Annotated in this window: 24 protein-coding genes; 15 read left to right on the top strand and 9 right to left on the bottom strand. The window is 66.8% G+C overall.

Going from position 1 to position 21,972, the window contains the following annotated elements:
- Positions 1-21: 21 nt before the first annotated feature.
- Positions 22-369, bottom strand: coding sequence for an ArsR/SmtB family transcription factor (locus tag AC1DS0_RS17445; protein WP_476815557.1), 348 nt, complete (start codon positions 367-369; stop codon positions 22-24).
- Positions 370-506: 137 nt separating this feature from the next.
- On the opposite strand from AC1DS0_RS17445, the gene AC1DS0_RS17440 reads away from it, so the two are divergent.
- A complete protein-coding gene (locus AC1DS0_RS17440) occupies positions 507-1,718 on the top strand; it encodes an MFS transporter (RefSeq protein ID WP_476815556.1) in 1,212 nt (403 codons plus the stop codon).
- Positions 1,719-1,794: 76 nt separating this feature from the next.
- On the opposite strand, the gene AC1DS0_RS17435 is transcribed toward AC1DS0_RS17440, so the two are convergent.
- Entirely contained in the window at positions 1,795-2,856 is a 1,062-nt protein-coding gene (locus tag AC1DS0_RS17435; RefSeq protein ID WP_476815555.1) for a methyltransferase domain-containing protein, read from the bottom strand.
- Positions 2,857-3,150: 294 nt separating this feature from the next.
- On the opposite strand from AC1DS0_RS17435, the gene carB reads away from it, so the two are divergent.
- From carB to AC1DS0_RS17410, 5 genes are all read left to right on the top strand, one after another.
- A complete protein-coding gene (gene carB / locus AC1DS0_RS17430) occupies positions 3,151-6,483 on the top strand; it encodes a carbamoyl-phosphate synthase large subunit (protein ID WP_476815807.1) in 3,333 nt (1,110 codons plus the stop codon).
- A 103-nt stretch (positions 6,484-6,586) separates the two neighbouring features.
- The gene (greA, locus tag AC1DS0_RS17425; RefSeq protein WP_152012356.1) at positions 6,587-7,060 is read left to right on the top strand and encodes a transcription elongation factor GreA; all 474 of its coding nucleotides are present in this window, start codon (positions 6,587-6,589) and stop codon (positions 7,058-7,060) included.
- 70 nt (positions 7,061-7,130) lie between these two features.
- The gene (locus AC1DS0_RS17420; RefSeq protein ID WP_476815554.1) at positions 7,131-7,619 is read left to right on the top strand and encodes a twin-arginine translocation signal domain-containing protein; all 489 of its coding nucleotides are present in this window, start codon (positions 7,131-7,133) and stop codon (positions 7,617-7,619) included.
- 4 nt (positions 7,620-7,623) lie between these two features.
- A complete protein-coding gene (locus tag AC1DS0_RS17415) occupies positions 7,624-8,097 on the top strand; it encodes a hypothetical protein (protein ID WP_476815553.1) in 474 nt (157 codons plus the stop codon).
- A 90-nt stretch (positions 8,098-8,187) separates the two neighbouring features.
- Entirely contained in the window at positions 8,188-8,805 is a 618-nt protein-coding gene (locus AC1DS0_RS17410; RefSeq protein WP_476815552.1) for a hypothetical protein, read from the top strand.
- 6 nt (positions 8,806-8,811) lie between these two features.
- Here the strand turns inward: AC1DS0_RS17410 and AC1DS0_RS17405 are convergent, their stop codons facing one another.
- Positions 8,812-9,273, bottom strand: a complete 462-nt coding sequence (locus tag AC1DS0_RS17405) for an Lrp/AsnC family transcriptional regulator (RefSeq protein ID WP_476815551.1) — start codon at positions 9,271-9,273, stop codon at positions 8,812-8,814.
- Between the two features lie 105 nt (positions 9,274-9,378).
- Between AC1DS0_RS17405 and AC1DS0_RS17400 the strand changes: the two genes are divergently transcribed.
- The 4 genes from AC1DS0_RS17400 to AC1DS0_RS17385 all read left to right on the top strand — a co-directional run bounded on the left by AC1DS0_RS17400 (position 9,379) and on the right by AC1DS0_RS17385 (position 12,795).
- On the top strand, positions 9,379-10,347 hold the full coding sequence (locus AC1DS0_RS17400; protein ID WP_476815550.1) for a mitochondrial fission ELM1 family protein: 969 nt from the start codon (positions 9,379-9,381) through the stop codon (positions 10,345-10,347).
- Between the two features lie 52 nt (positions 10,348-10,399).
- Positions 10,400-11,365 carry a thioredoxin-disulfide reductase gene (trxB, locus tag AC1DS0_RS17395; protein ID WP_476815549.1) on the top strand — a complete coding sequence of 322 codons (966 nt, stop codon included), beginning with the start codon at positions 10,400-10,402 and terminating at the stop codon, positions 11,363-11,365.
- A gap of 142 nt (positions 11,366-11,507) precedes the next feature.
- Positions 11,508-12,398 carry a LysR family transcriptional regulator gene (locus tag AC1DS0_RS17390; RefSeq protein ID WP_284171209.1) on the top strand — a complete coding sequence of 297 codons (891 nt, stop codon included), beginning with the start codon at positions 11,508-11,510 and terminating at the stop codon, positions 12,396-12,398.
- A gap of 220 nt (positions 12,399-12,618) precedes the next feature.
- Positions 12,619-12,795: a hypothetical protein gene (locus AC1DS0_RS17385; RefSeq protein WP_476815548.1), complete on the top strand. Its 177-nt coding sequence runs from the start codon at positions 12,619-12,621 to the stop codon at positions 12,793-12,795.
- Between the two features lie 64 nt (positions 12,796-12,859).
- Here AC1DS0_RS17385 and AC1DS0_RS17380 read toward each other — a convergent pair whose 3' ends face one another.
- The 6 genes from AC1DS0_RS17380 to AC1DS0_RS17355 all read right to left on the bottom strand — a co-directional run bounded on the left by AC1DS0_RS17380 (position 12,860) and on the right by AC1DS0_RS17355 (position 17,926).
- Positions 12,860-13,915, bottom strand: coding sequence for a DUF1176 domain-containing protein (locus tag AC1DS0_RS17380; RefSeq protein ID WP_476815547.1), 1,056 nt, complete (start codon positions 13,913-13,915; stop codon positions 12,860-12,862).
- Positions 13,916-13,919: 4 nt separating this feature from the next.
- Entirely contained in the window at positions 13,920-14,384 is a 465-nt protein-coding gene (locus AC1DS0_RS17375; protein ID WP_476815546.1) for a molybdenum cofactor biosynthesis protein MoaE, read from the bottom strand.
- A gap of 16 nt (positions 14,385-14,400) precedes the next feature.
- A complete protein-coding gene (moaD, locus tag AC1DS0_RS17370) occupies positions 14,401-14,652 on the bottom strand; it encodes a molybdopterin converting factor subunit 1 (protein WP_476815806.1) in 252 nt (83 codons plus the stop codon).
- 26 nt (positions 14,653-14,678) lie between these two features.
- Positions 14,679-15,290 carry a CDP-diacylglycerol--glycerol-3-phosphate 3-phosphatidyltransferase gene (gene pgsA, locus AC1DS0_RS17365; protein ID WP_193219478.1) on the bottom strand — a complete coding sequence of 204 codons (612 nt, stop codon included), beginning with the start codon at positions 15,288-15,290 and terminating at the stop codon, positions 14,679-14,681.
- A 66-nt stretch (positions 15,291-15,356) separates the two neighbouring features.
- On the bottom strand, positions 15,357-17,465 hold the full coding sequence (gene uvrC, locus AC1DS0_RS17360; RefSeq protein WP_476815805.1) for an excinuclease ABC subunit UvrC: 2,109 nt from the start codon (positions 17,463-17,465) through the stop codon (positions 15,357-15,359).
- A 68-nt stretch (positions 17,466-17,533) separates the two neighbouring features.
- Complete coding sequence (locus AC1DS0_RS17355; protein WP_476815545.1) at positions 17,534-17,926, bottom strand: RidA family protein; 393 nt, start codon at positions 17,924-17,926, stop codon at positions 17,534-17,536.
- A gap of 202 nt (positions 17,927-18,128) precedes the next feature.
- On the opposite strand from AC1DS0_RS17355, the gene AC1DS0_RS17350 reads away from it, so the two are divergent.
- The 5 genes from AC1DS0_RS17350 to AC1DS0_RS17330 all read left to right on the top strand — a co-directional run bounded on the left by AC1DS0_RS17350 (position 18,129) and on the right by AC1DS0_RS17330 (position 21,927).
- Positions 18,129-18,695 (top strand): hypothetical protein, encoded by a 567-nt coding sequence (locus AC1DS0_RS17350; RefSeq protein ID WP_476815544.1) that lies wholly within the window; start codon positions 18,129-18,131, stop codon positions 18,693-18,695.
- Positions 18,696-18,771: 76 nt separating this feature from the next.
- Positions 18,772-19,596: a prolipoprotein diacylglyceryl transferase gene (gene lgt, locus AC1DS0_RS17345; RefSeq protein ID WP_476815543.1), complete on the top strand. Its 825-nt coding sequence runs from the start codon at positions 18,772-18,774 to the stop codon at positions 19,594-19,596.
- Positions 19,593-20,690 carry a class I SAM-dependent methyltransferase gene (locus AC1DS0_RS17340; RefSeq protein ID WP_476815542.1) on the top strand — a complete coding sequence of 366 codons (1,098 nt, stop codon included), beginning with the start codon at positions 19,593-19,595 and terminating at the stop codon, positions 20,688-20,690. Before lgt ends, AC1DS0_RS17340 begins: the two co-directional genes overlap by 4 nt.
- A gap of 22 nt (positions 20,691-20,712) precedes the next feature.
- The gene (gene pgeF, locus AC1DS0_RS17335; protein WP_476815541.1) at positions 20,713-21,477 is read left to right on the top strand and encodes a peptidoglycan editing factor PgeF; all 765 of its coding nucleotides are present in this window, start codon (positions 20,713-20,715) and stop codon (positions 21,475-21,477) included.
- Between the two features lie 162 nt (positions 21,478-21,639).
- On the top strand, positions 21,640-21,927 hold the full coding sequence (locus AC1DS0_RS17330) for a hypothetical protein (protein WP_152012342.1): 288 nt from the start codon (positions 21,640-21,642) through the stop codon (positions 21,925-21,927).
- The last annotated feature ends 45 nt before the right edge of the window (positions 21,928-21,972 follow it).

The raw sequence follows: 21,972 nt of genomic DNA, 5'->3' as shown, positions 1-21,972 counted from the left end.
GCCCCTCAGGCGGGCTGCGGATCAAACGTCGAGCTTGATCCGCGGCACCGACGGATCGCGCCGTGCCGTCTCGATCACGCTGTCGAGCAGGCCGGGAAAACGCCGGTTGAACTCCTCGCGGCGGATGCTGAGGAAGCGCACCGTCCCTTCCGCCCGCGAGCGTGTGATCCCCGCCTCGCGCAATTTGGCGAAATGGTAGGATAGCAGCGAGGGCGAGGCGAGCTCGGTGAAGGCGCCGCAGCGCGCCTTGTCGACCTCGTCGCAATCGGCGAGCGAGACCAGGATGCCGAGCCGGATCGGGTCGCCGAGCGCCGCGAACACGTCGGCCGGCACGACGTCCTCGATCTCGGGGTGGAAGAGCTGCTTCATCACCTCCGGCTTAATTGCATCGGCCGCTCCTGACAAGTTTCAATGATCCTTGAAAATAAGATTGACTCATGGTCGGCCGACGCCCATGTTTCAACGATCATTGAAATTTTCGGCAACTCCCCACGGAGCCCTCTGCCATGGACATTCGTCTCCTCTTGCTGGCCGGCGGCGCCTTCGCCATCGGCACGGGCAGCCTCGTCATCACCGGCATCCTGCCGAACCTCGCCGCCGCCTTCGGCGTCAGCGTCGACACCGCCGGCCTGCTGATCTCGATCTTCGCCATCGCCTACGCTATCGGCTCGCCGGTACTCTCAACCTTGTTCGGCAATCTCGACCGCAAGCTCGTGCTGGTCGGCTCGCTCACGGTCTTCACCCTCGCCAATCTCCTCGCCGCCTTCACCAGCGACTTTGCCTGGCTGATGCTGGCGCGCATCGTCATGGCGCTCGGCTCGGGCGTGTTCATGCCGGCGGCGAACGCCGTCGCGGTGGCGCTCGTTCCGCCGGAAAGACGGGCCCGCGCGATCGCGCTGGTCACCGGCGGCATGACCGTCTCGCTGATCCTCGGCGTGCCGCTCGGCACCGCCGTCGCCACGCTCGGCTGGCATTTCCCCTTCCTGGTCGTGGCGCTGTTCGGCGCGCTCGCACTCGCCGGCTTGCTGTTCAAGATGCCGGCCGGCCTGCCGCGCGGCGCCAACACGCTCGCCGAGCGGCTGCAGGTGGCGCGCCGTGGCGATGTCCTGCTCGCGCTCGGCACCACCGCACTTTGGACCACCGGCGCCTTCACGCTCTACACCTATGTCGCGCCCTTCCTCTCGGCCCATGCCGGCATCTCCGGCCACTGGCTGAGCGCGACCCTGGTGCTGACCGGCATCGGCTCGGCGCTGGGCAACCAGTGGGGCGGCCAGGCCAGCGACCGCTTCGGCCCCGTGCCGACGCTGACCTTCGTCCTGACGCTGCTCGCAGCCTCGCTCGCCGCCGCCTCCCTCGTCGCGGTGACCTTGCCGCCAGCGGTGGCGATCTTCGTCCTGCCGGTAGTCCTGATGGTCTGGAGCGGCGCCGGCTGGGCCGGCCATCCCTCGCAGATGTCGCGCCTCGCCGCGATGGCGTCCGATGCCGTCGTGGTCGCGCTCTCGCTCAACGCCTCGGCGCTCTATGTCGGCATCGCCGCCGGCGCCGCGCTCGGCCAGCAGGTGCTGCGTCACGGCGCCTCCTGGGAGCTCGGCTTCGTCGGCGCCGCCTGCGAGCTCGGCGCGCTCGGCCTGCTGCTGATCGCGACGCAGCGGCGCAAGGCGGCGGCCCGCGAAGCCGCTCGCCTCAGCGAGGTCGCAGTCGCGCCGTCAACACGCTGACCAGCATCAGCCGATCGACTGCTCAGCCCGCTCGCCTCATGGCGGGCGGGTTTTGCTCACTTGTCGTAGCGAGGCTTCAAGCCCTGACTTCGAACACCATGTTGAACGGCGTCTCGGTGGCGCGGCGGAAGCGGGTGAAGCCGGCATCGAGCGCGACCTTGCGCAAACGCATCTCACCGGCCTGCGCGCCGAGCCCGAGGCCGACCTCCTGCGCCACCGAGGCCGGCGTGCAGATCATCGTCGAGGCCCCGTAGAAGATCCGGCCGACCGGATTGATGTTCTGCTTGAGATTGTCGTGGGCGAAGGGCTCGACGATCATCCAGGTTCCGCCCTCGGCCAGCGTCTCCCTGACATGGCGGCCGGCCCCAACCGGATCGCCCATATCGTGCAGGCAGTCGAACATCGCGACGAGATCATAGCTCGCCGCCGGGAAGTCCTTGGCGCTGGCCCGCTCGAAGACGATTCGATCGCCGACGCCGGCCTTCTGCGCCGCCTCCCTGCCCTTCTCGATCGAGGGGCCATGATAGTCGAAGGCGTAGAAGCGCGACTTCGGATAGGCCTGAGCCATCAGGATGGTCGAGGCACCATGGCCACAGCCGACATCGGCGACGACGGCTCCCGCCTCGAGCTTGGCCTTGACGCCGTCCAGCGCCGGAATCCAGCTGCTCACCAGATTGGTGTTGTAGCCCGGCCGGAAGAAGCGCTCGGTGCCGCGGAACAGGCAGTTGCTGTGCTCGTGCCAACCTAGTCCTGAACCAGTCCTGAAGGCCTCTTCGACCTTGGGTTCGTCGACCCACATCGACTGGACGATCTCGAAGGCGCCGGCGAAGAAGGCCGGGCTGCCCTCCTCGGCGAAGGCCATGGCCTGCTCCGGCGACAGGCTGAAGCTGTCGCTGCCCTCGTCATAGTCGACATACTCGGCCGCGGCCTGGGCGGAGAGCCATTCGCGGACATAGCGTTCCTTGAGCCCAGTCCGGCTGGCGAGCTCCGCTGCCGTAACCGGCTTGCCATCGGCCATCGCCTTGTAGAGGCCGAGCTGGTCGCCGAGGACGATGAGCGAGCCGGTGACACAGGCTCCGACGTCTCCGACGAGACGTCCCACCAAGGCATCGAGCTTCTGCGGATCGGATTGACGCATGGCCAAGCTCCTCTGGTTGGGGAGGGCGTGACCGGAGCTGACGCGAACCGGCTCGACGCCATCGCGGAAGCCGATGCTATACCCCGCCCGCCACCACTCAACTGCGCAAAGGGAGAAACGCGCCACCTGTGCGCGCATGACCTGTGCGCGCATGACAGGAAGAAGCGCTTTCCGCTTCCCCCCGCCGCCTCCCCCGTCTATAGCGAGCGCCTAGCATTCATCTTTGGCGCTCGCTGGCTTCCGCTCCTTTCGAACGGAGGGGCCGTGCGCGCCCGCACGGAACCGGTCGAGACCATGCCCAAGCGCACAGACATCAAGACGATCCTGATCATCGGCGCCGGCCCCATCATCATCGGCCAAGCCTGCGAGTTCGACTATTCCGGCACCCAGGCCTGCAAGACGCTGAAGGCCGAGGGCTACCGCATCGTCCTGGTCAACTCGAACCCGGCGACGATCATGACCGATCCGGACCTGGCCGATTCGACCTATGTCGAGCCGATCACGCCGGAGATCGTCGCCAAGATCATCGAGAAGGAGCGCAACGTCCTGCCCGGCGGCTTCGCGCTGCTGCCGACCATGGGCGGCCAGACCGCGCTCAACTGCGCGCTCTCGCTGCAGAAGATGGGCGTGCTGGAGAAGTTCGACGTCGAGATGATCGGCGCCACCGCCGACGCCATCGACAAGGCCGAGGATCGCGAGCGCTTCCGCGAGGCAATGACCAAGATCGGCCTCTCGACCCCGCGCTCGCACCACGTCAAGACGCTCGGCGCCGCGCTCGACGCACTGGAGGATATCGGCCTGCCGGCGATCATCCGGCCGTCCTTCACCATGGGCGGCACCGGCGGCGGCATCGCCTACAACAAGGGCGAGTTCATCGACATCGTCGAGCGTGGCATGGACGCCTCGCCGACCAGCGAGGTGCTGATCGAGGAGAGCGTGCTCGGCTGGAAGGAGTACGAGATGGAGGTCGTCCGCGATAAGGCGGACAACTGCATCATCGTCTGCTCGATCGAGAATATCGACCCGATGGGCGTCCACACCGGCGATTCGATCACCGTCGCCCCGGCGCTGACGCTGACCGACAAGGAATACCAGATCATGCGCGACGCCTCGCTGGCGGTGCTGCGCGAGATCGGCGTCGAGACCGGCGGCTCGAACGTCCAGTTCGCCGTCGATCCCGAGAGCGGCCGGATGATCGTCATCGAGATGAACCCGCGCGTGTCGCGGTCGTCCGCCCTGGCGTCCAAAGCCACTGGCTTCCCGATCGCCAAGGTCGCGGCGCGGCTCGCCGTCGGCTACACGCTCGACGAGATCGAGAACGACATCACCGGCGGCGCCACCCCGGCCTCGTTCGAGCCGACGATCGACTACGTCGTCACCAAGATCCCGCGCTTCGCCTTCGAGAAATTCCCGGGCGCCGAACCGACGCTGACCACTGCGATGAAGTCGGTTGGCGAAGCCATGGCGATCGGCCGGACCTTCCAGGAGTCGCTGCAGAAGGCGCTGCGCTCGCTGGAGACCGGGCTCGATGGCCTCGACGAGATCGAGATCGAGGGCATCGGCCAGGGCGACGACAGGAACGCGATCAAGGCGGCGCTCTCGACGCCGACGCCGGACCGCATCCTGCAGGTCGCCCAGGCGATGCGCGCCGGCTTCACCGACGAGCAGATCCATGAGAGCTGCAAGATCGACCCCTGGTTCCTGGAGCAGATGCGCGGCATCGTCGACGCCGAGCAGAAGGTCCGCAAATACGGCCTGCCGCAGACGCCGATCGCCTTCCGCCAGCTCAAGGCGATGGGCTTCTCCGACAAGCGCCTCGCCGCCGTCGCTGGCAAGAGCGAGGCCGATGTCCGGACCCTGCGCCGCTCGCTGAAGGTGCGCCCGGTGTTCAAGCGCATCGACACCTGCGCCGCCGAGTTCGCCTCGCCGACCGCCTATATGTACTCGACCTACGCCATGCCGTTCGCCGGCGCGCCGGCCGACGAGGCCAAGCCGTCGGACGCGAAGAAGGTCGTCATCCTCGGCGGCGGCCCCAACCGCATCGGCCAGGGCATCGAGTTCGACTATTGCTGCTGCCATGCCTGCTACGCCCTGCGTGACGCCGGCTACGAGACCATCATGGTCAACTGCAATCCCGAAACGGTCTCGACCGACTACGACACCTCGGACCGGCTCTATTTCGAGCCGCTGACCGCCGAGGACGTCCTCGAGATCCTCGAAACCGAGAAGCAGGCCGGCACGCTGCACGGCGTCATCGTCCAGTTCGGCGGCCAGACCCCGCTGAAGCTCGCCCATGCGCTGGAGCAGGCCGGCATCCCGATTCTGGGCACCACGCCGGACGCGATCGACCTCGCCGAGGACCGCGACCGCTTCAAGCGCCTGCTCGACAAGCTCCATCTCAAGCAGCCGAAGAATGGCATCGCCTATTCGGTCGAGCAGTCGCGCCTGATCGCGGCCGAGCTCGGCCTGCCCTTCGTGGTGCGCCCGTCCTATGTGCTCGGCGGCCGCGCCATGGCGATCATCCGCGACGAGGTGATGTTCGAGGATTACCTGCTCGGCACCCTGCCCTCGCTGATCCCCTCCGAGGTCAAGGCCAAGTACCCGAACGACAAGACCGGGCAGATCAACACCGTCCTCGGCAAGAACCCGCTGCTGTTCGACCGCTATCTCTCGGACGCAATCGAGGTCGATGTCGACTGTCTCTGCGACGGCAAGGACGCCTTCATCGCCGGCATCATGGAGCATATCGAGGAGGCCGGCATCCATTCCGGCGATTCGGCCTGCTCGCTGCCGCCACGCTCGCTCTCGCCGGAGCTGATCGCCGAGCTGGAGCGCCAGAGCAAGGCGATGGCGCTCGCCCTCGACGTGGGCGGCCTGATGAACGTGCAGTACGCGATCAAGGACGGCGAGATCTATGTGCTCGAAGTCAATCCGCGTGCATCGCGCACCGTGCCCTTCGTCGCCAAGGTGATCGGCAAGCCGATCGCCAAGATCGCCGCGCGGCTGATGGCCGGCGAGAAGCTCGCGAGCTTCGATCTGAAGCAGGAAAAGCTCCAGCATGTCGGCGTGAAGGAGGCGGTGTTCCCCTTCGCCCGCTTCCCTGGCGTCGACGTCCTGCTCGGGCCGGAGATGCGCTCGACCGGCGAGGTCATCGGCCTCGACCGCTCCTTCGACGTCGCCTTCGCCAAGAGCCAGCTCGGCGCCGGCTCGAAGGTGCCGGTCAAGGGCACGGTCTTCGTCTCGGTTCGTGACGAGGACAAGCCGCGCATCCTGCCCTCGATCGCGGTCCTGGCGGAGCTCGGCTTCCAGATCGTCGCGACCGGCGGCACGCTGCGCCTGCTCCAGGACAACGGCATCCGCGCCAGCAAGATCAACAAGGTGCTGGAAGGCCGCCCGCACGTCGTCGACGCGATCAAGAACGGCGAGATCCAGCTCGTCTTCAACACCACCGACGGTCCACAGGCGCTGGCGGACTCGCGCTCGCTGCGCCGCGCGGCCCTCTTGCACAAGGTGCCCTATTATACCACCTTGGCCGGAGCGATCGCCGCGGCAGAGGGCATCAAGGCCTATTGCAGCGGCGATCTCGAAGTGAGGTCGCTGCAATCCTATTTCGCCCGCGCCGCCTGACCGGCAGCGCGGCGAAGTAGTTTTCTGACGATCGAAAGCGACACGGGGTGCGTTGGCCATGGCCAGCGCGCATCGGTCGTTTTTCTATAACTGGGACGGGACGATGGAAAAGGTTCCTATGACCGCGGGCGGTTTCGCCGCCCTCGAAGTCGAATTGAAGCAGCGCCAGCAGGTCGAGCGCCCGCGCATCATCCAGGCGATCGCCGAGGCGCGCGCGCTGGGCGATCTCTCGGAGAACGCCGAATACCATGCCGCCAAGGAAGCCCAGTCGCTGAACGAGGGCCGTGTCATGGAGCTGGAATCGCTGATCGGCCGCGCCGACATCATCGATGTCAGCAAGCTCGGCGGCGACACGATCAAGTTCGGCGCAACCGTCACGCTGATCGACGACGATACCGAAGAGAAGAAGCTCTACCAGATCGTCGGCGAGCCGGAATCGGATGTGAGGTCCGGCAAGGTTTCGATCGGTTCGCCGATCGCGCGCGCCCTGATCGGCAAGAAGGTCGGCGATTCCGTCCATGTCAACACGCCCGGCGGCGGCAAGTCCTACGAGGTCGTTAACGTCGCCTTCCGCTAAACCAGCGGAGCGACTTGGCCAGCCCGGCGGCAGCTCCTAGATTAGAGACCTGCCTGCCGGAGACCACGCCATGACCACGCGTCGCGCATTTCTCACCGGGTCCGCCGCGCTCGCCGCCGGCGGGCTCGTTTCGTTTCCGGCCCTGGCGCAGCCTGTCTCGATCGGTGCGATCAAGGTCGATGCCCGCAGCCTCGGCCCACTCGGCTGGGGCGAGAACGCCCCACGCATCGCCCGGGCCTTCGAAAGCAGGCTCGCCAGCGAGCTCCTCCCCTTGCGCCGCCGCGGCGGCCCGACCCTGCATGTGACCGTGCTCTGGCTCTGGCTCGGCGCGGGGGCCGGCGGCGGCATGGCCGGTGACGGCAGCGGCGGTAGCGACGACAACATGCTGAGCGTCATCGAGCTAGCCGATCGTGGCGGCCCGCCCGTCAGCCGCGAGATCCGCTCGATGCTGCCATCCACCTCCGGTGGTGCCTGGTACCGCCCCGATGTCGATCAGCGCCGCATCGCCGCCTTGCTCGAGAACAATGCCCAGTGGATCCGGCACTATCTCAGTGCCTGAGATCATGCTCGCACGTCGCACCATCCTGACCGGCTTCGCCGCAGCACTGCTGGCTGGCTGCCAGACGACCGTGCAGACCGCAGCCCTCGTCCCGATCGGCGCGATCCGCGTCGATACCGGGCCGCTCGCCGCCAAGGGGCAGAGCGCCACCGCGGCCGCAATCAGGCCGATGCTGGAGCGCGAGCTCGCCGGCCTGCATACCGCTGGAAACGGCGCGACCCTGCAGGTCACCGTCACCGGGCTTTATCTGACGAGCTATGCCGGCGGGCAGGCTGTCACTCTCGGCAACGACACGCTCGAAAGCGAGGCTCGGCTGATCGGGGCCGACGGTCGCGAGATCGGCCGCTACCCGATCCTCGCCATCATGGCGCCGAGCTATGGCGGCGCCTGGTATCGACCGGACGTCGACCAGCGCCGGATCGAAGCGCTGGTCGCCAGCAACGCGCAATGGATCAGGCGGGCGCTCGGCCAGTTTTAGCCGCGTGTCGAAAGCCGGCCCACGCGATTTACACGCTCCACACGCTTCCCTATCGTCAACACGATGTCTTTCTCCAGAGGAGAAGCAACGATGTTGCGCGGAATTCTGGCCGCTCTATTGATCGTGGGCACCGCGCCTTCCGCGCTGGCGGACAGTCAAGCCTGGAACGGCCGCTGGTCCGGGACGATTTCCAGCGGGGTCCCCGTCAGCATCACCATATCGAACGGCAAGGTCAGCGAGTACCGCTTCGGCCGACGGGCCGCAAATATCGCTTACGGCAGCGTTTCCGCCGAACGCGTCTCGTTCTCGCCGGGCTCGGCCGCCGTCGTCACCATGACTCCGGCCGGCCCCAATCAGGCGAGCTATACGTTTTCCCATCCGCAGCAGGCGTCAGCCACCGGGGTGCTATCGAAGGGCGAGGCTCGCAGCGCCTCCGCGCCCGTGCAGGTCGCTGCGCGCACGCACAAGGCATGGCATGGCACCTGGGGACGGGAGAGCAGCTGGGTGCTCACCGTCTCGCAGGCCAGCATGACCTATCGCTACCGCGGCGAGAGCCTGCCGATCTCGAATATCAGCGCCGATGAAACCCGGCTCGCTTTCGACACGTCGAGCGGGCGTATGGTCCTGACGATGCGCCCGGACCAGAAAGCCGACTACACCTACACCTCGGGAGGCCAGACGATGCAGGGCACGGCCTGGCGCCGGTAATCCGACTCACAGCGGCGCGATCGGCGCGTCCTTGACCCGGTCGAGCGCCAGCGCCGTGCGGACATTGCGGACGTTGGGCAGTGCCGTCAGGTCGGCGACGAAGTCCTGGAAAGCCTTGAGGTCGGTCGCGACGCATTTCAGGATGAAGTCGATGTCGCCCGACAGCGTCCAGCATTCGCGTACCAGCGACCAGCTGCGGATGCGTTCCTGGAAGGTGGTGAGATCGGCTTCGGCCTGGCTGGCGAGATGGACGAAGGCGAAGCAGACGACCTCGATGCCGAGCTTGCGCTCGTCGAGCAGTGCCCGGTAGCCGGTGATCACGCCGGCCTCTTCCAGCGCGCGGACGCGCCTGAGGCAGGGCGGCGGCGAGATGCCGACCCGGCTCGAGAGCTCGACATTGGTCATGCGCCCGTCGCTCTGCAGCTCCGCCAGAATACGGAGATCGATCTCGTCGAGTTTGGCGCGCACAAATCCTCCTGAAAAAGAGCCGCGCAGGTGTAGACGGGCCATCGAAGCGTTACAAGGCATCGATCCACGCCAATCCCGGGCCAAACCGCCGTGCCGACAGAAAAGATGCCATCCCTCTGGGTTTTGACCGACGGCAAGGCCGGCGACGAGGTGCAATGCCTCGGCGTGGCCGAGCGCATGGGCGTCGTCCCGGAGATCCGCCGCATCAATCCCGGCAAGCCCTGGAGCTGGCTGATGCCGCGCGGGCCGATCGATCCGCGCGAGGCACCCGACCGGCCGAGGAGCCCGATCCGGCCCCCCTTTCCCGACATCGCCATCGCCTCGGGGCGCCGCGCCGTCGCCTATCTGCGCGCCGTCAAGAAGGCCTCGAACGGAGCGAGCTTCACCGTCTTCCTCAAGGACCCGCGCACCGGCACCGGCGCCGCCGATTTGATCTGGGTCTCCGAGCATGACCGCCTGCGCGGCGACAACGTCCTGGTGACGATCACCTCGCCCCACCGGCTCGCGCCGGATGCCCTCGCCGCCGCTCGGGCTTCTCCGCCCCCGGAGATCGCCGCGCTCCCCGCGCCCCGAGTCGCGGTGCTGGTCGGCGGCGACAGTCGCCACCATAGCTTCCGGCCGGAGGATATCGAACGCTTCGCCCGCGAGCTCGATGCGCTCGCCGCTTCAGGCGTCGCGCTGATGGGCTCGCGCTCGCGCCGGACGCCGCCGGCGCTCGACGCCGCGATCGGCGAGGTCTTCCGCCGTCATGGCGGCTGGTGGTGGGACGGCTCGGGCGCCAACCCCTATGTGCCGCTGCTCGCCAATGCCGACGCCATCGTCGCCACCGCCGATTCCACCAACATGATCGGCGAGGCGGCTGCGACCGGCGCGCCGATCCTCGTCTTCGAGCCGCATGGCGGGCATGGCAAGCTCGCCAGGTTCCTGGAGGCACTGAAGCGCTACGGCGCTGTGCATCATTTCCAGGGCAAGCTTGATGGCTCCCGCTACGAACCGCTAGATTCGACCGGAACGATCGCCGCAGCCGTGCTCGACGGCTGGCGGCGTCACAAGGCTGCAACGGGGCTGGACTGAAGCCACTCCGATACCAATATCTCCGGCTCGTGCCGGCTCAGGAACCAGATAAATGGCCCATATCCACGCCAAGGTGATGATCATCGGCTCCGGCCCGGCCGGCTACACCGCTGCGATCTATGCCGCCCGCGCCATGCTCGAGCCGGTGCTGATTTCCGGCCTGCAGGCCGGCGGCCAGCTGATGATCACCACCGATGTCGAGAACTATCCCGGCTTCGCCGACGTGATCCAGGGCCCCTGGCTGATGGAGCAGATGCAGGCCCAGGCGCAGCACATGGGCACGAAGATGGTCTCCGACCACATCGCCCGCGTCGACCTCTCGCAGCGCCCGTTCCGGCTCTGGGGCGATGGCGGCACCACCTATTCCTGCGACTCGCTAATCGTCTCGACCGGCGCCCAGGCCAAATGGCTCGGCCTGCCCTCGGAACAGGCCTTCCAGGGCTTCGGCGTCTCGGCCTGCGCCACCTGCGACGGCTTTTTCTTCCGCAACAAGCAGGTCGTCGTCGTCGGCGGCGGCAACACCGCAGTCGAGGAAGCGCTCTATCTCGCCAATCTCGCATCCAAGGTCACGCTGGTGCACCGGCGCGATTCGCTGCGCGCCGAGAAGGTGATGCAGGAGCGCCTGTTCAAGCATCCCAAGATCGAGGTGATCTGGGATTCGGAGGTGGCAGAGATCCTCGGCGGCACGCAGCCGCCCTCCGTGACCCATGTGCGCCTGCGCAACCTGAAGAGCGGCGCCGTGCAGGACCTGCCGACCGACGGCGTCTTCGTCGCCATCGGCCACAAGCCGGCGACCGAGCTCTTCGTCGGCCAGCTCGCCATGCGTGATTCGGGCTATCTCGAGGTCTCGCCCGGCACGACCCAGACCAATGTGCCCGGCGTCTTCGCCGCCGGCGACGTCACCGACGAGCACTATCGCCAGGCCGTGACCGCGGCCGGCCTCGGCTGCATGGCGGCGCTCGACGCCGAGCGCTGGCTGATGGCGCAGGAGCTGGGCGTGCGCGAAGCGGCGGAATAGCCGGAGCCGACACCCATCACTGGAATTGATCAGTTCCAGCACGATATTAAGGGCGAAAATCAACGGTCCCGGCAAAGGAGTCGTTGACCGGACAACCCGATCCCCCCATCATGCGTTGAACGCATAACACGGGGGGAACGCGGTGGATTGGGACCGCATCCGAATCTTCTACACGGTTGCTGAATCGGGAAGCTTCACCAAGGCCGGAGACGGGCTGGGCCTCAGCCAATCCGCTGTGAGCCGCCAGATTGGTGCGCTGGAGCGTGAATTGCGCGCGCCGCTGTTCCATCGGCACACGCGCGGCCTCATTCTCACCGAGCAGGGCGAACTGCTCTGGCGCGCCGCGCGCGAGATGACGCAGCGCCTGGAGCGGACACGCGCCCAGCTCTCGGAGACGCGCGAGCATCCGTCCGGCGAGCTCAAAGTCACCGCGACGCGCGGCCTCGGCGGCCACTGGCTGACACCGCGCCTGGCCGAGTTCCTCGACCTCTATCCCGACATCAAGGTCGAGCTGATCCTCACCGACGAGGAACTCGATCTCTCGATGCGGGAGGCCGACATCGCGATTCGCCTGCGTCAGCCGCAGCAGCCCGACCTGATCCAGCGCCGGCTCTTCACCGTGCACTTCCACGTCTACGGCTCGCCGGCCTACATCAAGCGCTTCGGCGAGCCGAAAAGCTATGAGGAGCTCGACAACCACCGGCTGCTCTCCTTCGGCGCCTCCTCGCCCTCCTATCTGACGGCGGTGCACTGGCTCGGCACGCTCGGTCGCGACCAGCGCAACCCGCGTCCGATCCATCTCACCGTCAACAACATCACGGCGATGAAGCGCGCGGTCGATTCGGGTGCCGGCATCGCGATCCTGCCCGACTACCTGATCGAGGCCGGCTCCCCGCTCGTGCAGTTGATGCGCGAGACCGAGATGCCGCAGCTCGAAAGCTATCTGGTCTATCCCGAGGAGATGAAATCGGTCGCCCGCGTGCAGGTCTTCCGCGATTTCCTGATCCAGAAGTCCCAGCGCTGGACCTATTGAAGAATAGGCGGGCGCTGCCGCAAAWCGCGGCAGCGCCCTGCCCTATGCCGGCTGCGCATGCGTGCCACGCGCGGTCTCTTGGCAATTGTGACGAATTATAGCAATGAGTCATGCTGCCAGCGCATAACCGACCCGCCCAATGCTGCATTGCGAAAAGGCAGGGTCTGCCCGATATTCAGTCCACGGTTGTTCGGAACGGGCTCCGCATCTCCTCCCGGCGTTGAGTTCGTTCCAGCCGTTCCCCTCTGAGATGTTTGGCGCTTTTGCGCTGGATGTTTCAAACTTTCAGGCCGGCTCCTTCGGGACGCCGGCCTTTTTTCTTGCCCTCTTCAACGACATCTTGTCAGACCTGATCGCGCATCACCTCGCAACGGCGAGCCGCGCCGTCATTCCGTGACTCAGCGAACCGAAGCGTCCGACCCCGAGTGACAGCCGGGATGTAAGGGGATAGGCCGAAGCGCCTATTTCGCGGTCCTGATCTCGCTGCGGAACAGCGTGATCCAATCGTCCGAGCCGATGCCGCGGCACTCACCCATGAAGCTGAACCCGGTCAGGGCGAAGCCGGTACCGGTCCAGGCATAGCCGCCCAGGGCGCCGCAATCGCCGATGCCGCGCCCCTTGGCGAAATAGTCAATGCGGCCGGTCTTCGGCTCGAACTCGCCGTTGACCAGCGTGTTCTTCTCGCTGTCGTCGGTCCACGGGAACTCGACGGGCCTGGCGCCCGCCACCGCACCATTCTCGACGATCCAGAAGGCGTTGGAGGCATTGTAGGCGCCGAGCGAGCAGGTCAGCGAGACCAGGCTGCGCTTCCCGTCGAGCCGCCAGGCCGTGTCGTGCTTGGTCGTCATCTCGCCATCCTCGCACTGGTCGGGATCGCGCTGCTTGATCTGCTTGCGCAAGGCCGCGGCGAGCGCCTTGGCGTCCTTTTCCGAGAGGGTGCCGCTGGCGGGCCTGGCCATGATCACCGGCAGCGCGGGAGCGGCCGGGGCAGTTCCGACGCTGCCCTTCCGAATCAGGGCCGAGGGCGTGTTGAGCCTGCCCTGCTGCTCGTCGATCCAGAGCAGCGCCGCGACGGCGCCGGAGAGCGAGACCTCGGCCGACAGGCCGGGGGCGACGACCGACAGTTTCGTCGCCTTCCGCGCTGCGTCGATGAACGCCGTCATCTCGGCGGGCTGGAAGGTCACCGAAGCCAGGTCGGCATCGGCCGAGACCGGCATGGACTTGCCGCCGGCCGGGAAGGCCGCGCCATCGAGCTTGAGTTCGACGGTGAGCGGCGGCTTCTGCCATTCGCCGCGCAGCCGCAGGACCAGCTTGGCAGCCCCTTCCGGCCCGGCCGGGCGCTCCAGGCGCAGATAGGCGATCGTGTCGATGCCGTCGGAGGGCACGGACAGCGCCGTGCAGCCCTTGAGATTGTCGCAGCCGGCCATCCAGTCGCGAAAACCCTTCGGCTGGAGCGTCGCCGCCAAGGCGAGCGCCGGCAGCATCACCAGCGCGCTCCCCGAAACGAGCGCTCTCACCCGATCAGGAACTCTGTTCCCAGCGCTGTGCCGCATCGTCGTCATCCGCCTTGGCTTCGACCCAGCCGCCGAGCGTGCCGTCGGCGAGATGCTCGCGCTTCCAGAACGGGGCGCGGGTCTTGAGGTAGTCCATCAGGAAGTCGGCGGCCTCGAAAGCCTCGCGGCGATGGCTCGACGCAGCGATCACCAGCACGATCTGCTCTCCTGGCCTGATCAGCCCGAAGCGATGGATGGCGACGAGACCCGAAAGCGGCCAACGCTCGGCCGCCTCGGCGGCGACGCGGGCGATCTCGGCCTCGGCCATCCCTGGATAGTGTTCCAGCTCGAGCGCCGCGAGCCGGCCGCTCTCGTCGCGGCAGAGGCCGGCGAAGCTGACGACGGCGCCGATATTCGTGTTGCCGGCCGTCAGCGCCGCCATCTCGGCGCCGATGTCGAAATCCTCGCGCTGGATGCGGACGAGCGGCGTCATCTCCGGCCCTGCAAGATCAGCCGCCGGTCATCGGCGGGAAGAAGGCGATCTCGCGGGCTCCCGCGATCGCCGTCGCCGGCTTGGCGTGGGTCTGGTCGATCGCGGCACGCACGATCGCCTCGTTCTCGAAGGCGAGTTCATAGCCTTCGCCGCGCGTCTTCAGCCAGCGCACCAGGTCGGCGATGGTCGCAGTGCCGGCCGGCGGCGTCACCGTCTCCTCGGTGAGGCCGACGCGCTCGCGCACCCAGGCGAAATAGACCAGCCGCAGGCTGGCGGATTCGGTGATGGCCGTGCTCATGGCGCGCGCTCGTCCTCCTCGACGAGATGGCGGATGCCGGAGTTCAGGTAGTCCCAGCCGGTGTAGATGGTCAGCAGCGCCGCGACCCACAGCATCACGATCCCGATCTGGGTGTTGTGCGGCAGGACCTTGTCACCGGCGGGGCCGGCGACGAGGAAGCCGAGCGCGAACAACTGCGCCGTGGTCTTGTACTTGGCGACCTTGCTGACGGGAACGCTGACCTTCAGCTCGGCCAGGAATTCGCGCAGGCCGGAGACCAGGATCTCGCGGCAGAGGATGACGATCGCCGCCCAGATCGCCCAGCCCTTGATCGTCTCGGTGTGGACCAGCATGAGCAGGAGAGCGCAGACCAGCAGCTTGTCGGCGATCGGATCGAGCATGCGCCCGATCGCCGATTGCTGGCCCCAGCTGCGGGCGAGCCAGCCGTCGAGATAGTCGGTGACGGCGGCGACGACATAGATTCCCAGCGCCGTCCAGCGGGCCCAATCGTCCCAGGGCCAGAACAGCAGCGCCACCAGCGCCGGAATCGCGACGATCCGGCCGTAGGTGAGAAGGTTCGGCAGGGACCATGGTCCCCGGCGGCGGATGGCTTCGTTGAGACTCGTCACGACACCCACCAAAACAGCGCCTTCATGACAGCGTCAACACGCAAGAGTGTGACCCCGCCATTCCGATCAATGCTCATGGAAGTGGGCATGCACCGCCTTGGCCGTCGCAGCGTTGACGCCGGGGGTGCGCATCAGGTCGTCGAGCTTGGCGCGCTGGATCGCCTTTACCGTGCCGAAATGCAGCAGCAGCGCCCGTTTGCGCGAGGGGCCGATGCCCGGGATCTCGTCGAGCGGGTTGGTCTTGATGTCGCGCTTGCGCTTGGCGCGGTGCGTGCCGATGGCGAAGCGGTGGGCCTCGTCGCGCAGTCGCTGGATGAAGAACAGGGCCGGATCGCGCGGCGGCAGCTTGAACGGCTCCTTGCCAACCATGAAGAAGGTCTCGCGCATGGCGTTGCGATCCTCGCCCTTGGCGATGGCGACGAGCGCGATGTCGGCGACGCCGCATTCGGCCATGATCTTTCTCGCGGCCTCGAACTGGCCCTTGCCGCCGTCGACGATGACGAGGTCAGGGCGGGACGGGAAGGTGGTGTCGTCTTCGGACGATTCGGGCGTCTGCCCGGTAGCCTCTTCAGGAGAGATGGTAGCGGGAGAGGGACTCGAACCCCCGACTTCGTCCACAACTACATCGGGCCGGCCAGTCGTCTCCGCCTGAGCCAGCTCGGGCGCTTCAACGGTTGTCCCACTCTCTTTCGCCAGCCGCGTGAAGCGTCGCTTCAGCACCTCGCGCATCATGCCGAAGTCGTCGCCGGCGATGGTGTCGGCCGAGATGTTGAAGGTGCGGTAATGGCTCTTCATGAAGCCGTCCCGCCCGGCGACGACCATGCCGCCCACCGCGTTGGTGCCCATGATGTGCGAGTTGTCGTAGACCTCGACGCGGCGCGGCGCCTTCTCCAGGCCGAACGCCTGCCCCAATGCGTTGAGCAGGCTCTGCTGGCCGGCGCTGTCGGCGAGCTTGCGGGCGAGCGCCTCATGCGCGTTCTTCTGTGCGTGAGCGACGAGATCGCGCCGTTCGCCGCGCTTGGGCGTCGCCAGCTCGATCTTGCGGCCGGCCCGCTCGCACAAAGCCTGTGCGATCAGGTCAGCCTCAGCCAATTCATGCGAGAGCAGGACGAGCTTCGGCGGCGGCTTGTCGTCGTAGAACTGGGTGACCACCGAGGCCAGAACCTCGGCCGGCGTCAGGCTCTTGTCGGCGCGCGGGAAGAGGGCGCGGTTGCCCCAGTTCTGCTTGTTGCGGAAGAAAAAGATCTCGACGCAGAACTGCCCGGCCTGCTCGTCGATGGCGAAAACGTCGGCCTCCTCGACCCCTTGCGTATTGATGTCCTGCCCGGCCTGCACGGCCGAGAGCGCCGCCAGCCGGTCGCGATAGCGCGCCGCCTTCTCGAACTCGAGTTCCTCGGCCGCCGCCTGCATGCGCTCGGACAAGAGTTGCTTCACCGCTGAGGAGCGGCCGGAGAGAAAGTCGCGCGCCTGGTCGGCGAGGCCCTGATAGTCGCTATGCGAGATCTCGCCGGTGCAGGGGCCGGAACAGCGCTTGATCTGGAAGAGCAGGCAGGGCCGGGTGCGATTCTCGTAATAGCTGTCCGAGCAGGAGCGCAGCAGGAACGCCTTCTGCAGCGCGTCGATGGTGCGCTCCACCGCCCAGACCGAGGCGAACGGGCCGAAATAATCGCCCTTACGCTGGCGCGAGCCGCGATGCTTGGCGATCTGCGGCGCCGGATGGTCGCCGGAGAGAAAGATGTAGGGGAAGGATTTGTCGTCACGCAGCAGCACGTTGTAGCGCGGCCTGAGCTGCTTGATCAGGTTCGATTCGAGCAGCAGCGCCTCGGTCTCGGTGCCGGTGGTGACGAACTCCATGTTCGCGGTCTCGGCGATCATGCGCGCGACGGCATTCGTGTGCGCCATGCCGCGGGCATAGGCCGTGACCCGGTTCTTCAGGCTCTTGGCCTTGCCGACATAGAGCACCTCGCCGGCGCGATCGAACATCCGGTAGACGCCGGGCTTGTTCGGCAGATGTTTGGCGAAGTCGGCGATCACCTCGATGCCGGCCTTGAGCGCGCTGGGCGCAGCCTCGCCAAGGTCGAGCGCGGGCTCAAGCACAGGAAGGATGTCCTCCTCGTCCTTGAAGTCCTCGTCCGGCAGCTCTTGCCCCGGTGGCTCTTGGCGTTCGCGATTCATGACCTGCATGTAGGATGCCGCAGGCGCTTCGTCATGTCAGGAGCGCGGCCAAGATTTTGGTGCGGTCTCTAGGCCGCAGCGATGCAGTCGATCTCGATGTCGAATGGCCCGAACCAGACCGGCACGCAGAGAAAGATGCGGGCCGGAGGATCCGTGGGAAAATACCGCGCATAGACCGCGTTGACGGCGGCGAACTTGTCCGGGGAGGTGCAATAGACATTGCATTTCAGCACATTCGCCAGCGACGAGCCGGCGGTTTCGAGACAGAGCTTCATCTGCTCCAGCACGAGCTCGGTCTGGCGTTCGACCGGTGCCTGGGCGATTTCGCCAGTCGCAGGATCGAAGGGCGGCATGCCTGAGACGTAAAGGGTGTCGCCATGGCGAACCAACGGCGAGAACGGCACTTTCAGGCGCTCGCCCCACGTCGAGAACGGCTCGACGCGAATGATCTCTCGCTTCATTAGTCTCTCCTGCGTGGCTGGACCGTCAGGCTAGCAGGCGTTTCGACGATGCAAGAGCACGAACGCTACGGTCCCGACCGAAGTATTCCAGCTGCCAAAGCGGTAGCGAGTGGCAAGCACTTCTTTGCCATTCCGACGGGTTACGCTTCGGGTTTGCTCTAAGGATTGGTATAAATGGGCTACTATCCGCCCGAGACCTGCCATGTCCGCCGATATCCTGACGAAGATCGCATTGTTCGTTCCGGCCTTCATGGCTGTGACCGCTCTCTGCGTCTGCCTGCAGCGGCGACGGGCGTGGCGGCATGGCGAGTGGAAATACCTGACGCCCGGCCCGTATTTCTGGCTCGGCCTGTTCGCCGGCCTGTTGATCACCGCAGTCGCGACGCTCGTCGTTGCAGCGGGACGCGTCGAGCGAACCTCCGGCCTGCTCTTCACCAGTGCGTTCGCCGGCATCACCCTGTTCCTGGCGATCCAGGCCCTAGTCGAGCAGGTGCGCTGGAGCAGCCAGCGCATCGACCGCCGGACGATTTTGGGCCGGACGATCACAATGAGCTGGTTCGAGCTCGCCCGCATCGGCGTGGAATGGACCGGCTATCTCTGGATCTCCTCCTTCGAGGGGCCGCGCCTGCGCTTCTCGACCTATGACAACGGCTTCGACGAATTGGCGCTGACGATCCAACGCCATTTGCCGACCGACCTGCCGCCGGCCTCGCCCGAACTGGCTGCAGAGCCGATGCTGGCGAAGGCGCGGGTGCGCGGGCGGGCTTGAGCGCGGCTCTCTGACCTCTTGACCCGGACACCGCGCGCCCTGCATCACCGCAGCGCGCAATCCGGACCCCTCGCCCATGCCCGTCTTCGCCCTTCCCTTTCCGGTGATCGATCCGGTCGCGCTGCAGCTCGGCCCGCTCTCGATCAAATGGTATGGGCTCGCCTATGTCGTCGGCCTGCTCGGCGGCTGGTGGTATGCGCGCAAGCTCGCCGCGGCCGAGACGCTCTGGGGCGGACGCAGGCGGCCGGAGGTCGATTCGCTCGACGATTTCCTGCTGTTCGCTGCGCTCGGCGTCGTGATCGGTGGCCGGCTCGGCTTCGTGCTGTTCTATAATCTGCCCGAATATCTCGCCAATCCGCTGGAGATCTTCGCGGTCTGGAAGGGCGGCATGTCCTTCCATGGCGGGCTCGTCGGCGCTGCGGCGGGCCTGTGGGTCTTCGCCCGGCGGCGCGGCTATCCACCACTCTCGGCGCTCGATCTCGGCGCTGCGGTGGCGCCGATCGGCCTGTTCCTCGGCCGCATCGCCAATTTCGTCAATGGCGAGCTCTGGGGCCGACCGGCGCCGGATGTGCCCTGGGCGATCGTGTTTCCGCATGGCGGCCCGGTGCCGCGCCATCCGAGCCAGCTTTACGAGGCCTTCAGCGAAGGGCTGCTCCTGCTGGTGCTGCTGATAATCGTGGTCCGCGTGGGGGGCCTGAAGCGGCCGGGCCTCGTCGCCGGGCTGTTCGGCATGGGCTACGGCATCGCCCGCACGACCTGCGAGTTCTTTCGCGAGCCCGATCCGCAGCTCGGCTTCCTGTTCGGGACGAGCTGGCTGACCATGGGCATGGTGCTGTCGGCGCCGCTGTTCCTCGCCGGTCTTTTCCTCGTCCTGCGGCGCAAGGAGCCCGCTGAAGCGTGAGCCTCCTGGCGCAGGAACTCGCGGAGCTGATCCGCCAGGAGGGGCCGCTCAGTGTCTCGCGCTATATGGCGCTCTGCCTCGGCCATCCCCGCCATGGCTACTATATGAAGCAGGACCCGTTCGGCGCGGACGGGGACTTCACCACCGCCCCCGAGATCAGCCAGATTTTTGGCGAGCTGATCGGGCTCTGGGCTGCGAGCGTCTGGCAGGCGATGGGCGCGCCGACCTCTATCCGCCTCGTCGAGCTCGGACCCGGGCGCGGCACGCTGATGCACGACATGCTGCGGGCGGCGCGGGCGCTGCCGGGCTTTCGCGATGCGCTATCCGTGCATCTGGTCGAGACCAGCCCGGTGCTGCGCGAGCGGCAGAGGGAGACTCTCGCTGCGAGTGGTGCGGAGCCGCACTGGCATGATCGGGTCGACCAGGCGCTGGACGGCCCGGCGATCGTCATCGCCAACGAATTCCTCGACGCCCTGCCGCTCGACCAGTTCGTCCGCACGCCGGCGGGCTGGCGCGAACGGCTGGTCGGGTTGAATGACGAAGGCAGGCTCGCTTTCGGTTTGTCGGGCGAGCCCGACAGCTCACTCTCGCTCGCAGCTCCGGTCGGCTCGATACTGGAACAGCCCACCGCCGCATTGGAAGCGGTCGCCACCGTCGCCCGGCATGTCGCGGCCGAGGGCGGCGCGGGACTGTTCATCGATTACGGCCCGGCCCGCTCCGGCTTCGGCGACACGCTGCAAGGGTTGAAGCGCCACGCCTTCGTCGACGTGCTGGCCGAGCCTGGCGATGCCGACCTCACCGTGCATGTCGATTTCGCCCGGATGACGCAGGCGGGGCTGGGTGCAGGAGCAGCGGCGCATGGCATCGCCACGCAGCGCGACTTCCTGCTGGCGCTGGGATTGCAGCAGCGGTTCGAGGCGCTGTCCCGTCGCGCAACGCCGTTACAGGCGCAAACGCTCGCCAGCGGCGTCGAACGCCTGATCGAGACCGGGCCGACGGCAATGGGCGAGCTCTTCAAGGTGCTGGCCGTCGCGGATCGGAACCTGCCGCTCCTGCCCGGATTTGACCTACATCGCCTGCCAGAGCAGGGCTGACTTACAGAACGGACGTGCCGCCATGTTCATCACCTCCCCCGACCTCGCCCATCAACCCGGCATCCGCCACGCCTTCTTCACCCGCGAGGGCGGCGTCTCCAGCGGGATCTACGCCTCGCTGAACGGCGGGCTCGGCTCGAACGACGACCAGGGTCATATCGCCGAGAATCGTGCCCGCATGGCCGGGCAGATGGGCGTCGAGCGCGACGGGCTGGTCAGCGTCCACCAGGTACATTCGCCGGATGTGGCGGTGGTCACCGGCCCCTGGCCGGCGGAGCGCCCCAAGGCCGATGCGATGGTCACGATCGCGCATGGCGTCGCGCTCGGCGTCTCCACCGCCGATTGCGGCCCGATCCTGTTCGCCGACTCGGAGGCCGGGGTCATCGGCGCCGCCCATGCCGGCTGGAAGGGCGCCTTCACCGGCGTGATCGGCGCGACCGTGACCGAGATGGAGAAGCTCGGAGCAAGGCGCGAGCGGATCATCGCCGTGCTCGGGCCGACGATCAGCGGCGCGGCTTACGAAGTCGGCCCGGAGTTCATCGAGCGCTTCAAGGGCGAGAACGCGACCTTCTCCCGCTTCTTCCACGCTTCTGAGCGGCCGGCGCATGCGATGTTCGATCTGCCGGCCTTCATCGCCCATCGCGCACAGGAGGCGGGTATCGGCCGCTTCTACGACATGGCCCTGTGCACCTATGGCGACGAGGCGCGCTTCTACAGCTACCGCCGCACGACTCACCGGCAGGAGGCCGATTACGGCCGGCTGATCTCGGCAATCGCGCTGGGGTAGATTCCGCTCTGCCCAGCTCGCAGTGCAAGCTGATGGACGATTCCGGTGGTTAAGTCGGCGCAACGTCTCGTTGCAGGGCTGGCTTCCATCGATGCCGAGTTGCGTACGCCGTAACGGGAAGGCATCCTCCCTTTGCCATCCACCTTGGCTGAGGGATTGAACATGGAACAAATCCTGATGAACCTGGTCGCAGGCGCGATCGGCGGCAATGCGGCGGGCAAGGCCTCGCCCACTTTCGATATCGGTACGATCGGCAATACGATCGCGGGTCTGGTCGGCGGCGGCGTACTCGGCCAGCTGATCCCGGTCCTGCTACCTGCCATCTCCGCTGCGGCGATGGGTGGTAATCTCAGCGTTGGCGGCATCATCACCAATCTGATCAGCGGCGGCGCCGGTGGTGCCATCCTCACCGCGATCATCGGCGCCATCAAGAACAAGGCCTCGGCCTGATCCTTCCACACCGGAGCTGCCGCCCCGGCGGCAGCTCCCCTCGCG

The sequence above is a fragment of the Allobosea sp. P4_H5 genome (assembly GCF_056400825.1).
The sequence above is the reverse complement of the archived record's forward strand: the minus strand, read 5'-3'. Positions and strand labels throughout refer to the sequence as shown.

Coding starts and splice junctions, on each gene's coding strand:
- pgeF (WP_476815541.1), top strand. CDS start 20,713: ATGTTCATCACCTCCCCCGACCTCGCCCATCAACCCGGCATCCGCCAC.
- AC1DS0_RS17440 (WP_476815556.1), top strand. CDS start 507: ATGGACATTCGTCTCCTCTTGCTGGCCGGCGGCGCCTTCGCCATCGGC.
- uvrC (WP_476815805.1), bottom strand. CDS start 17,465: ATGAATCGCGAACGCCAAGAGCCACCGGGGCAAGAGCTGCCGGACGAG.
- AC1DS0_RS17355 (WP_476815545.1), bottom strand. CDS start 17,926: ATGAAGCGAGAGATCATTCGCGTCGAGCCGTTCTCGACGTGGGGCGAG.
- AC1DS0_RS17415 (WP_476815553.1), top strand. CDS start 7,624: ATGCTCGCACGTCGCACCATCCTGACCGGCTTCGCCGCAGCACTGCTG.
- AC1DS0_RS17350 (WP_476815544.1), top strand. CDS start 18,129: ATGTCCGCCGATATCCTGACGAAGATCGCATTGTTCGTTCCGGCCTTC.
- AC1DS0_RS17330 (WP_152012342.1), top strand. CDS start 21,640: ATGGAACAAATCCTGATGAACCTGGTCGCAGGCGCGATCGGCGGCAAT.
- AC1DS0_RS17445 (WP_476815557.1), bottom strand. CDS start 369: ATGAAGCAGCTCTTCCACCCCGAGATCGAGGACGTCGTGCCGGCCGAC.
- AC1DS0_RS17410 (WP_476815552.1), top strand. CDS start 8,188: ATGTTGCGCGGAATTCTGGCCGCTCTATTGATCGTGGGCACCGCGCCT.
- carB (WP_476815807.1), top strand. CDS start 3,151: ATGCCCAAGCGCACAGACATCAAGACGATCCTGATCATCGGCGCCGGC.
- greA (WP_152012356.1), top strand. CDS start 6,587: ATGGAAAAGGTTCCTATGACCGCGGGCGGTTTCGCCGCCCTCGAAGTC.
- AC1DS0_RS17400 (WP_476815550.1), top strand. CDS start 9,379: ATGCCATCCCTCTGGGTTTTGACCGACGGCAAGGCCGGCGACGAGGTG.
- AC1DS0_RS17375 (WP_476815546.1), bottom strand. CDS start 14,384: ATGACGCCGCTCGTCCGCATCCAGCGCGAGGATTTCGACATCGGCGCC.
- lgt (WP_476815543.1), top strand. CDS start 18,772: ATGCCCGTCTTCGCCCTTCCCTTTCCGGTGATCGATCCGGTCGCGCTG.
- AC1DS0_RS17420 (WP_476815554.1), top strand. CDS start 7,131: ATGACCACGCGTCGCGCATTTCTCACCGGGTCCGCCGCGCTCGCCGCC.
- AC1DS0_RS17435 (WP_476815555.1), bottom strand. CDS start 2,856: ATGCGTCAATCCGATCCGCAGAAGCTCGATGCCTTGGTGGGACGTCTC.
- trxB (WP_476815549.1), top strand. CDS start 10,400: ATGGCCCATATCCACGCCAAGGTGATGATCATCGGCTCCGGCCCGGCC.